The following is a 12,305-nucleotide window of genomic DNA, read 5'->3' on the forward strand; positions in this document are numbered from 1 at the left end:
ATTCTATTTATTTATTGTTGTTTTATCTGTAAGCGGACGCATTGATGTCATACTATCCCATACCATAACTGATATAGACTCGGAATTAGTGAAATCAATTCCGCTGACATCAAGTTTATTTTTGCCTTGCTGTAATGTAACATTTTCTTTGTGAGTGCTTACCAATTTGCCGTTTTCGTCATATGCCGCAAAAATCACATCGACATTTTGAGCTTTGGAAGAAAGAATATCAACCGCACCTTGACTGAAATCTAAAACGCTGCACTCATTTACCGCATATTTTATACTTGTTTCGGAAACTTTTACTTCTCCTTTTGCTGCAGTACCGTCTGTTTCGGTAATTCCGGCACATATCATATTTGATATATCCGCAATAAACTCCCCGGTTGAGGAAACATCAATCGGAATGACGATTTTCGCAACCCTAATTCTTTCGTTTGACGAAAATCCCATTTTATTCCCGGTTCTTCCGAGGTATCCTTTTACAGAAATCTTGTTGTCGGTATTCCAAGTTGTATGCAATATGTCAAAGCATTCATTTTTTTCAAGAATTGCTTTTCCGGCATTTTTACCGTCAAAATTCATCTCAAAGAAAAGCGTACTTAAACAGTTCGTGTTTTCTAAGTACAAATTATACTCCAGCCCTGCTTCGGTGCGTTTTGGCTCAACCGCTAATGCGGTTTGCGGTTTTTTCTCTGTTTGTGCAAAGACAGCAATGTTTGTTATTACAATCAACACAGTTACAATTGCTCCGATTATTTTTTTGCGTAAGTTCACTTGATCACCTCACTGCTTTAGTTGATAATTAGGTTAGTCTTAACTAACTTAACTGCAAAAAAAAATAAATATACCCTAACATCACTCCTTATTTGCAGTTAGCACAAACTAACCGCAGTGTTTTTTAAAAGAGCCCGGTTCTTGGCTCTTTTGTTCGGTCGTCACACCATAATTAACAAAATAAAGTGTATCACAACAAATTTAATTTGTCAATACTGAAAAAAATTTTTGTAGATACTTTACAAATCAAAACATTTGTGGTATATTATTTATAGTTAGTCGTCACTAACCACAAATAACGCCAAATTATTTACGAAAGGGTTTTAAGAAAATAAAATGAATAATAAATTTTTCAAACGCACGATTTCAGCATTTATTTCGGCGTTTCTTATAATTTCAAATTCAGCTGTATTTGCCGAAACTAATGACATTTTTGTTTCGCCGTCAGATTGTATCAGCAAAAGTGATGAGAATAAAGACACTCGTATTATTATTGAACTTGAGGACTCGCCTTTGCTTTCTTACAGTGAAAAAATCAATACATATTCTAATGTTTCGGATTTTCTTTCATCAAAAGAAGCAAAAGAGATAGAGCAAAGGCTTGAGCAGAATCGCAAGTCTGTCAAAAAAAGCCTTGTTCAAAGCGGTATGGATTTTACCGTTAAGCGTGAGTATTCTACAATTATGAACGGTTTGGCTGTTGAAGCGAATATTGCGGACTTGGAAGCTATCAAACAAACCGACGGTGTAAAAGAAGCTTTTGCTGCAGAATTTTACTCTTTGCCTGAACCGATAAATACCTATTCAAGCGGCGGAGTATCCGCGATAGGCGGCGATATTGCCGGTGATTTGGGTTTTACGGGCAAAAACAGTGCCGTAGCAATTCTCGATACCGGACTTGACTTATCGCACCCGGCATTTTCATCGGTGAACAGTCCGAAATATTCCAAAGAGGATATTGAAAGCGTTATAAATAACAATAAAATGACGATTGGAAAGTTGAATGTTTCAAAGGTCTATATCAACGATAAAATCCCATACGCATATGATTATGCCGATGTTGACACCAATGTTTCCGGTGGTGAATCGCACGGAACACACGTTGCTGGAATTGTCGGTGCAAACAGCGGCGGTGTGGTCGAGGGTGTCGCACCGGACGCACAGCTGTTTATTATGAAGGTGTTCGGCGATTCGTCCGGCGGCGCATATGATGACGATATATTGGCAGCGCTTGACGATTCGGTCAAATTCGGCGTGGATGCCATTAATATGAGCCTTGGCTCAACGGCAGGCTTTTCCGAAAGTGCATATAAATCTATGCGTGAAGTTTATAATCGTGTAAAAAATTCAGGAATAGCTTTATACTGTGCAGCCGGAAACGAATACAGCTCAACATATGAGAATGCAGCCGGAAACGATTTGCCGAAAGCGACAGAACCCGATAACGGTGTGGTCGCCTCACCATCAACCTATGAAGCCGCTCTTTCGATTGCGAGTATGAACAATATCGAAACGACATCAATCTATCTGCTTGCAAACGGCAGAAAAATTCGTTATAATGATCCGGCAGAAAAAGAAAGCGACCGGCTTATATCTCTTTCCGGCACATTTGAATATGTCGATTGCGGCATCGGTGCTGCAACAGATTTTTCGGGCAAAAACCTCAAAGGAAAAATTGCTCTGATTCAGCGTGCCGGTGAGGAAAACGGGGAAGTTCTGACATTTGCTCAAAAGGAAAGCAATGCAAAAAATGTCGGTGCGATTGCCGCCATCATTTATGATAATGTTGACGGTGCGCTTATAAATATGTCCACCGATAACAAAATACCTTGCGTATTTATCACCAAAGCCGACGGTGAATATCTTTGCGGACAGCCCGATAAAAAACTTTCAGTAAGCGAAGATTATGTTGACACATTCAAAGATAATTACAGCGGAAAAATGAGTGATTTTTCTTCTTGGGGTGTTACTTCCGACTTAAAATTGAAACCCGAAATCACTGCCCCCGGCGGAGATATTTACTCAACGCTTCCGAACGGACTTTACGGGAATATGAGCGGTACATCAATGGCATCGCCGCATATGTCGGGTGCGGCAGCGGTTATGCAGCAATACATTTCGGAAAATCGTGACGGAATAAATATGACAGCCGAGCAAAGAACGAGTCTTTTTAATGCGCTGATGATGAGTACGGCAGTTCCCGTTCAGGACGAAAACGGTATTCCGTATTCACCGAGAAAACAAGGTGCGGGTCTGGTTCAGCTGCAAAATGCGGTGAAATCAGATGTTTTTCTTTTAAATTCGGATAATTCAAGACCGAAAGCCGAAATAGGATATAATGAAAGCGGAAATTTCAGCTTTGATTTCAAAGCAGTATCTATTGGCGATGATACGGTTCAATATGAGCCAACAATAACCGTTTTGACGGAAGATACGGTTTCGGAAAACGGTGTCGTTTATATGGCGCAAAAGGCAAGGAAGCTTTCAAACAATGAGGTTTCAGTAACAATCCCGAAAAAAATCACAGTTACTCCAAGCGGCGAAACTCCGGTGAATGTCAAAATCGAATTAACGGAAAAGGGAAAGACAAATCTCAAGTCCCAATTTCCAAACGGAATTTATCTTGAGGGATTTGTGACGCTGACTCCGATACAAAATGACGAAGTATCACTTTCTTATCCGTTTATGGGCTTTTTCGGAGATTGGCAAGCACTTAACATATTTGACTCGGATATTTATGATGATGAACCTGCTTCAATCTGCGAAACACAAATCGGACAGTTCAGAAACAGTGATGGCGGCGGATATATTCTCGGTCATAATTACTATGTCGACGGAGCGACAGAATATAACGCAAATAAAATTGCGATAAAGGGCAGCGAAACCGGCAAAAATGTGACCGCCGCCGTTTCACTCCTCAGAAATGCCGATAAACTGACATTTTCGGTAGACGATTCCGAGGGGAATACCGTTTACAGCGAAAGCTCGACAAAGGTTTCAAAAAGCTATCATTCCTCCGAAGGCTATTACACACCAATGGCAGCAAAGGGCTGGGCGCCGTTTGATGTATGGAACACTCCTCTCGATGATGGAAATTATGTTTATAAAATAACGGCAACACTTGGACAACACGAAGAAACAAAAGCTTTTCCGATTGTGATTGACAGTGTGCCGCCGGAGGTAATTTCAAGCCGTATTGAGGGGACAAAGTGGATTGTAACCGTCCATGACAATCACTTTATTCAAGGAGTGTGTGCAACCGCAACGGGAAATGAGCCGATTACCAAATGGATAGAACCCGATGCCGTATCGTCAGATGCAACATCGGAAATCACTTTTGATTTATCTACCTCCGGATTTAAAGGACTGACACAGGCGAAAATTGCACTGATTGATTATGCCGGAAATACTTATATTTCTGATTATTATTCGCTTTCCGCAGCCGAGGTGATATATCCGCAATCGGTAACACTTGACAAGTCCGCACTTGTTTTAACCGAGGGCGAAAGTGCAATGCTGAACGCTGAGATTATGCCCCAAAATGCATCAAACAAAACTGTCACTTGGAGCATATCCGACACCGATGTTGCACAAATATCAGCAAGCGGAAAAGTCACGGCAAAAAAGACAGGAAATGCGGTGATTACAGCTCAAACAGTAAACGGAATAAAAGCAAGCTGTGATATTACCGTCAATGAAAAGCAAGCTGAAACACTTCCGATCGCAGCGGCGGTTAGCGTAAAGAAAAATACTCTTACAGGGAATATAATTCCTTTTAGATTTCAGCTTGGAAATATTAAAAAGGTGGCTACCGTATCATTTACATTTCAAAAAGATGATGCTTTGCAATTTGAAAGCCTAATCGGTAAGAACGGTTTTACTCCCCTTGGAATTAAGTGGAATAATGATAACACCGCAACAATAGCACTGTCCTATCTGCAAAACGGTGCGGGCGGAAGCTTAACCAAAAATGAGCTTTTCGATGCAGCTGAGGTTCAATTCAAAGAAATTCTTAACGATATGACGGTCGGAATAAGGCTTGTTGATGTTTCGGCAGCAGGATATGATAAAAACGGAAAAGCAGTTTACTTTACAACTAAGATTACCGCCGAAAGCGCAAATACAAATGTCACTAAAAAGTCAAGCTGTGATGTAAACGCCGACGGAGTAGTTGATCTTCTTGATATTACATATTGCCAAAAATTTTATCGAATGGGTGAAAAATCTATTGATTGGAACGATTTTAAACATTGCGATTTAGATGGTAACGGCTTGATTGACATAGAAGATTTAATTATTATATTGAAAGTAATGTAAACAATATATAACTTTTATACAATAGATATTGAAAAGCTTGTTTTTATTACTATGAACTTTTTGAGCTAAAATATTGATAGATTTGATTATACTTTTATTTAATCCAAATCCATACATTCCATAATAATCAAAAATTTATTAGGGCTACACCATATAAATGTGTGTAGCTCTATTTTTATTTATGTGGGTAGTATTATCCTGCGTGATTACTAAATTAAGCATTGGAGCAGTTAAAAAAACAGCAAAGCACTAGTATAATTATGTTAGGAGTGATACTACAAATATGGATTACGAAAAATTGGGTGATAACATTCGTAATTATAGAGAACAGCGAGGTTTTACCCAAGAAAAATTAGCCGAATTATCTAACATATCGGAGAAACATCTTTCAAAAATTGAAAGAGGAAAAATCAATATAAAAATTGATACATTGGTTAATATAGCTGATGCATTAGGAACTTCGGTTGATAAACTGTTATTGGATGCTTCATCATATGTCGAGCCGGATTACATTTCTCAAATTACATATCATTTATCAAAACTATCGAGAGAGGATCAGGAACGGCTATTATGGCATTTGGAACAAAATAATGTATTCGAGATCAAAAAGAAAGCCTTGCTAAAACTATAATCTGTGCTGACATATACGCAGGTGTTGATTATGAAAAAAAGATATAAAAAAGTAAATAACAAGCAAAAACCAATATTAAGACCGTAGAATTTACAGTAATTCTATGGTCTTTTTTGACTTTTTGCAACAATGAAATAAATTCAATATAACTAAATACATTTGGCGTGGCAATCTTGCACGCATATATGGTATCCGCTTTTATAAAGTGAGTTGCCGTGCGGTTAGGAGTGATATATAATGTGTCGTTGTCCAACACCAATTATATTTGTATATATTAGAAGAAATCGCTCTCATCAACACAAGGCAAGCAGCAGAAAGAATAATAATTCGGACTCAGATGGTGGAGCAAAAACACACTCATACCGTACAGCCAAATTTACCCGTATTTTTAGAACGGGCAAGTTTGGCTGTTTTTGTTTGAAATTTATTAGTAAACATAGCCGTGCTCCGCCTCTCTCTTTTGTGCAAATTCAACAAAATTTACACAAAAGGGTGAAATTATGAAATTATTTTTTGATTTAGGAAAAGAACTGTCCGCAATATCATTTAGAATAGTTAGCGAAAGGAGGTGCAGTCGGCTTGGATAGGCAATTAACTTCTTTTGAAAGAAGACTTGAAATTCTTTTTATCCTTATGCGAAAGAATAAATGCTCTATGAAAGACTTGGCATTTCATTATTCTGTTTCAGACAGGACAATTCGCAGGGATATACTGTTTTTGAGCCGATATGCACCTATATGTACCAAAACAGGAATAGATGGCGGAGCGTTTTTAATGAGCGGGTATCGAAAAGAGCTTTATTTACCTTTGTCCATAGACGAGGAAAGTCTTTTGTTAAGGCTTATGCCTACCGTTTGTGAAAACGAGCAGCATCTGATTGCGACAATAATTAACAAGTACGCGATGTCTAAACAGAGTACATAACCCTTTCATTTTACAAAGAAAGCACGCAAGATAACGGCGGTGCAGCATAACAGGCAAACGGATACATTCCGGTACGGACGAGCCAAGTGGCGGATACGCCAAGACGATAGCTTTGCTTCTACTTCATCCTTCTTTATTGATGAAAAGCTATAAGAGCGAGAAATATTAGCGTCATAATGCAAGCGGCAGCTTTGCGGGCGATGACTCTTTATCGGGACAATGATACTTCTGCCCAGCCACAGTCCGAGCGTTAAAAGCGTCGCAGGCAATGGGGGCAGCTCGGTCGGACGACGGAGAGGTGAAATTCCTATGGAGTGTTCTTGCAAAACACCGTCTGAAATTGCTTCAAAACAAAGAAAATAAGTTGTACCCGTCTTTCGGGACGGGTACGGCTTAACTTTAATATCAGAAATTAACGCATTTTATGAGTGCTTTAATTTGTGATATTAAAGATTTTTTAAGGAGGTCGCATTATGACAGATATTAAAGATTTAACCAACCCTGACACTCTTGTGGATATAAACGATATATCCGTTAACAAGGATTTACCGAAGCCGGAGCGTATCAAGGAATACATACGGCAGATTAAAAACCCGTATTGTTTTAAGTGCGGAAATTTTGTCGTTACGGCAAAATACAGTGACAAAGGCTTATCCATCGAGGATTGTCTGCAAAGCATTATCGTATAATTTTTTGCGGTGTTCGCCGTTCCGTGATAAAATATATTACGGAAAAAGAATTGAATACAAGGTAAATTCAATGCTCTTTGATTTTGCGGACAAGCCGTAAATTTCAAGGAGGTAAAAATTTATGTATAACGCTACAAAATATCTTCGCTTATCCTACACAAGCGACAGAGCAAACGAAAGCGACAGCATAGCAAACCAAAGAAAATACATTGACGAATTTGTCAAAAGAAACCCCGACATCAAAATCGTTAATGAACAGGTAGACGATGGTTATTCGGGAATCGTTTTTGATCGGCCCGCATTTAAGGCAATGCTTGAGGACATCAAAAGCGGAAAAATCAACTGTATAATCGTAAAGGACTTATCAAGGCTCGGCAGAGAGTACAACGAAACCTTTACATATCTCCGCAGAGTTTTCCCTGCTCTCGGTGTTCGATTTATCGCCATAAACGATAATATAGACACCGCAAAGGAAGCCGTTACGGGAGATATTTCCGTATCGTTTAAGGGTGTAATGAATGATGAATACTGCCGTGATATTTCCGTAAAGGTACGCACGGCACTCAATATCAAAAGGAAAAACGGCGATTATGTCGGAGCCGTTCCCGTTTACGGTTACAAAAAAGCTGATGATAATAAAAATCAGCTTGTAATTGATGAATATGCCGCACAGGTGGTAAAGGATATATTCAAAATGCGGACAGACGGTTACAGTGCGGAGAGAATCGCAAATGAGCTGAACCGACTTGCGGTTCTATCGCCGAGGGAATATAAAAAGGACAACAACATCTCACTCCCCACAGGCGGCTACTGCGATAAGGAAAATTCAAAATGGTCGGCAACAACCGTAATTCGTATTCTCAAAGACGAAATCTATACGGGCAAGCTGATACAAGGCAAATGCGGCAAGCCGAATTACAAGGTTAAGGAGTATGTAAAACGCAACGCCGATGAGATGTTTGTAACCGAAAACGCACACGAAGCGATAATCGGCAGACAAGATTTTGAGCTTGTGCAGAAAATTATGCGTATCGACACAAGAACATCACCGAAAAAGAATGAACTGCATTTGTTTTCGGGAATTTTAATCTGCGGCTGCTGCGGAAATCGTATGACACGCAAAACCGTTACACATAACGGCGAAAAATACTTCTACTATTATTGCCCCACCGGAAAGAAAAACGGCTGCACAGGCGGTAATATGATAAAAGAAACCGACCTTGTAAACTGTGTTACGGACAGCATTAAGGGACACATAAGAAATGTTGCTTCGCTGAACGCTTTAATAGGCGGCATCAACAACAATGCAATAAACAAGGATATGTGCAATAAAATATCGGTGCAAATCGGCGAGGTACAAAAACAGCTTGACAAAACAAGTGAATACAAATCAACCCTTTATGAAAACTACATTTCCGGTATTCTGAATAAAGAGGATTACAAAACGCTTAACAACTCCTACTCCAAAGACAAGAAACGGTTGGAGGACGCATTAAAACAGCTTGAAACCGAGCTTGACGAGTGCAGAAACAACACCTCGAAAAAGCTGCAATGGATAGAACGCTTCAAAGCCTTTGAAAATATTGATAAAATTGACCGCAACATCGTTATCCGCCTTATAGAGTGCATCCATATTTATGATAAAACGCACATACAGATAGCATTTAATTTCAAAGACGAATACGCACAGACATTAGCTGCATTAAGCGAGTATCGGGAGGTGGTTTGATATGGCAAGAAAAAGCAGAAAAAATATCACTGCTGCACAGACAAAGCCGGAAAATATGCCTATATACATAAGAACAGCACAATATATAAGATTATCTGTTGAGGATAGTCATAACAAAGGTAATTCCATCGAAAATCAAAAGATGATACTTGATGATTTTATCACCCGAAACGGCAATATGCGGTTAGCCGGAGTGTATATTGACAACGGGGCGACAGGCACGAACTTTCAGCGACCGGAATTTCAACGAATGATTGAAGATATTGAAAACGGTAAAATAGAGTGCGTTATAGCGAAGGACTTATCAAGGCTTGGAAGAAACAGTATTGACACAGGCTTTTACATAGACAGTTACTTTCCCGAAAAGAAAGTACGGTTTATCGCCGTGAACGACAACTTTGATACGGACGCACCCTCAAACGGTGATAAAATGCTGTTGTATATTAAAAATATCATAAATGAAGCCTATGCTTTAGATATTGGAAAGAAAATCAAAACACAGGCACAGCAGGCGATGCGTGACGGTCAGTATGTGAGTGCAAGACCGAAATACGGTTATCTGAAAGATCCGAATGACTGTCATAAGCTAATCGTAAATCCCGAAACCGCACCCGTTGTCAAGCTGATATTTGAGCTTTTTAACGGCGGTATGTCAATAAACGAGATATGCTTGCAGCTTAACGAAAGGCAAATCCCAACACCGGGTGCATACGGCTATCAAAAGGGATATATAACCTCAAGAAAGAGTATCGGCAGCGGATTATGGCAAACTATGACCGTTCGGCAAATCTTAACACACGAAATATATACAGGCAAGCTCGTTCAAGGCAGAAGCGACAGCTTGGCTAAAAAGCAGACCGCCGTTGACAAAGATGAATGGATAGTTGTTCCGAACACGCACGAGGCTATTATTTCACAGGATATGTTTGATAAAGCACAGGAGCGTATGGAGCAGTTAAAAAATAAGCACAGCAAGCTAACCGTAATACCATACACCGAAAATATATGGAAAGGAAAAATTTTCTGCGGCGAGTGCGGCAGAGCGTTACATCGTTCAAGATTTTCAAGAGTAAAAACAGGTTTTGCATATAATATAAGCTGTCTTACAAATACAAGATATAAGCGTGACGGATGCGATAACGGCAGTATTCTTGAAAAGGATTTGCTCAATGTGGTTATAACCGCAATAAAATCGCAAGCGTCTGTACTTGCCGACAGAAAAAATCTGATATTCTATTCGCTGAATGATAAGAAAGAAATAGAAGCTCAACAGGCGGAATTAAAGAATTTAAGAGCTTACATATCAAAAAACCGGAATTTTCTGAACAGCTTATATGAAAACCTTGTAAACGGCATTATAACGCAAGAGGAATATCAAGAAATGCGTAAAAGCTACGGTGATAAAATCTCAGATATGATGAAAAAGATAACCGAGGTTGAGAACCGCCGCACAGAGCTTGAAAAAAGCTATAGCCGATATTGTGACCTGTCGAACGCCGTTTCGGATATTGTTGAAAACAACACGCTTACAAAAGAGCTTATAGACAAGCTGATTTCAAGAATAGATATTTACAAAGGCAAAAAAGTTGAAATAACATATAGCTTTGATAACGAATTTGAAAGCGAGGCGATAGCAAATGGATAGATACATTATAGCCATATATCTGCGTTTGTCTGTTGAAGATAAGCGTGTTGAGAGTATGAGCATTGAATCCCAAAGGCTTTTGCTCCGTAAATATGCGGAAGCTCTCGGTGATAATGTTGAAATTATCGAATATGTTGACAACGGCTATTCCGGCACTAATCTTGAACGCCCCGCCGTTCAGCAGCTTTTGAATGATGTTAAAGCTTATAAGGTGAACTGCATTTTGGTAAAGGACTTCTCTCGTTTCGGTAGGAACAGTATAGAGGTTGGGTATTTTACACAACAAATATTTCCTCTGTTCGGTGTGCGGTTTATATCGGTCAGCGACAATTATGACAGCAACGAACACAGGGGCGATACGGGCGGCATTGCCGTTGCGGTGAAATATCTCGTAAACGAGTATTACAGCCGTGATTTATCTGTTAAAACAAAGAGTGCCAAATATACAAAAATGCGGCGTGGCGAATATAAATCGGGAAATTATACATACGGCTATAAAGCCGGAGATAACGGCGAGCAGATTATAGATGAGAAAGCCGCCGAAACGGTTAAAATGATATTCGAGCTTACCGCCGATGGCAAGTCTGCCGCATATATATCAAAGCTGTTGTTTGATAAAAATATTCCTACTCCTGCACAGTACAAGGGCATTAAAGGAAACTACGGCTCTCGTTTCCCGAACTGCAAATATTGGAGCATTTCCACCATCAACCGAATTATTGTCAATGAACAGTATATGGGTATGTTTGTGATGCTCAAACAAAAGGTACAGGATGTGGGCAGCACAAAAATGGTCAAGCGTGATGAAAGCGAGTGGATAAAGATACCGCACCACCACGATGCGATTGTTTCGGATGAACTGTTTGAAAAAGCAAATGCGGTACGACGAACATTTAAGCAGCCGAATAAAAAACAGCGAAGCTATCCGCTTCGTGGAAAGGTTGAGTGCGGCTGCTGCAAGCACGCAATGGATTATGTGCCGAAAAAAATACCGATATATCGGTGCAGCTACACAAGGAACGACGAAACGGAGCCTTGCTATAAATCGGAGATTACGGAAGGTGCATTAAACCAAGCAATTTTTGATATAATCTCCAAACAAGCCGAAAGCATATTGAATATTGATGATGTTTCAAAGGTTGATACCGCACAGATAAAAACAGAGCAGCTTGCGGATATTGAAAAGCAGATAACGGCTTGCCAAAAGAAAAAACAACTCTTGTATGAGCAGCTTTTAACAGAGGAAATTACACTTGATGAGTATAAATGCTTAAAACAGGAATATGACACAAAAACCGAGAATTACCGTATTCAATACGATAAATTCCGCAAATCGGAGGAACGCTCACAGCTTGAAACTGAAAACAGGGCAAAAATTATCCGCACGGCAAAAGCGGTAAAAAAAGAAACCGCCTTAACACAGGCACTTGCCGATATGCTTATCGAAAAGGTTTGCGTATATCCCGATAACAGACTTGAAATCGAGTGGAAAATTAAGGACTTTTGCACCGAAAATGCGGCTGAAATAGGCTGATAAAATTTTTAGTTTTAGCTTGACATACGGGTGACGCATGGTATGTAACAATCTGTCGA

General features: G+C 39.6%; 8 protein-coding genes. 7 read left to right on the plus strand and 1 reads right to left on the minus strand.

Going from position 1 to position 12,305, the window contains the following annotated elements; translation table 11 throughout:
• Window positions 1-3 precede the first annotated feature (3 nt).
• Window positions 4-738, minus strand: a complete 735-nt coding sequence (locus H8706_RS08810; RefSeq protein WP_262432330.1) for a hypothetical protein — start codon at window positions 736-738, stop codon at window positions 4-6.
• Between the two features lie 375 nt (window positions 739-1,113).
• Between H8706_RS08810 and H8706_RS08815 the strand changes: the two genes are divergently transcribed.
• From H8706_RS08815 to H8706_RS08845, 7 genes are all read left to right on the plus strand, one after another.
• Complete coding sequence (locus H8706_RS08815; RefSeq protein WP_262432331.1) at window positions 1,114-5,094, plus strand: S8 family serine peptidase; 3,981 nt, start codon at window positions 1,114-1,116, stop codon at window positions 5,092-5,094.
• Window positions 5,095-5,377: 283 nt separating this feature from the next.
• On the plus strand, window positions 5,378-5,725 hold the full coding sequence (locus H8706_RS08820; RefSeq protein ID WP_262432332.1) for a helix-turn-helix domain-containing protein: 348 nt from the start codon (window positions 5,378-5,380) through the stop codon (window positions 5,723-5,725).
• Between the two features lie 579 nt (window positions 5,726-6,304).
• Entirely contained in the window at window positions 6,305-6,649 is a 345-nt protein-coding gene (locus tag H8706_RS08825; RefSeq protein WP_262432333.1) for a DeoR family transcriptional regulator, read from the plus strand.
• A 473-nt stretch (window positions 6,650-7,122) separates the two neighbouring features.
• Window positions 7,123-7,338, plus strand: coding sequence for a DUF6870 family protein (locus H8706_RS08830; protein WP_262432334.1), 216 nt, complete (start codon window positions 7,123-7,125; stop codon window positions 7,336-7,338).
• Window positions 7,339-7,459: 121 nt separating this feature from the next.
• On the plus strand, window positions 7,460-9,067 hold the full coding sequence (locus H8706_RS08835; protein WP_262432335.1) for a recombinase family protein: 1,608 nt from the start codon (window positions 7,460-7,462) through the stop codon (window positions 9,065-9,067).
• 1 nt (window position 9,068) lies between these two features.
• A complete protein-coding gene (locus tag H8706_RS08840; RefSeq protein ID WP_262432336.1) occupies window positions 9,069-10,712 on the plus strand; it encodes a recombinase family protein in 1,644 nt (547 codons plus the stop codon).
• A complete protein-coding gene (locus tag H8706_RS08845; protein WP_262432337.1) occupies window positions 10,705-12,246 on the plus strand; it encodes a recombinase family protein in 1,542 nt (513 codons plus the stop codon). Before H8706_RS08840 ends, H8706_RS08845 begins: the two co-directional genes overlap by 8 nt.
• Window positions 12,247-12,305 lie beyond the last annotated feature (59 nt).

This window comes from Qingrenia yutianensis, from assembly GCF_014385105.1.
Lineage (GTDB): Bacteria > Bacillota > Clostridia > UMGS1810 > UMGS1810 > Qingrenia > Qingrenia yutianensis.

Excerpts from the sequence above, each read along its gene's own strand:
- H8706_RS08830 (WP_262432334.1), top strand. The coding sequence starts at position 7,123 with ATGACAGATATTAAAGATTTAACCAACCCTGACACTCTTGTGGATATA.
- H8706_RS08845 (WP_262432337.1), top strand. The coding sequence starts at position 10,705 with ATGGATAGATACATTATAGCCATATATCTGCGTTTGTCTGTTGAAGAT.
- H8706_RS08835 (WP_262432335.1), top strand. The coding sequence starts at position 7,460 with ATGTATAACGCTACAAAATATCTTCGCTTATCCTACACAAGCGACAGA.
- H8706_RS08815 (WP_262432331.1), top strand. The coding sequence starts at position 1,114 with ATGAATAATAAATTTTTCAAACGCACGATTTCAGCATTTATTTCGGCG.
- H8706_RS08840 (WP_262432336.1), top strand. The coding sequence starts at position 9,069 with ATGGCAAGAAAAAGCAGAAAAAATATCACTGCTGCACAGACAAAGCCG.
- H8706_RS08820 (WP_262432332.1), top strand. The coding sequence starts at position 5,378 with ATGGATTACGAAAAATTGGGTGATAACATTCGTAATTATAGAGAACAG.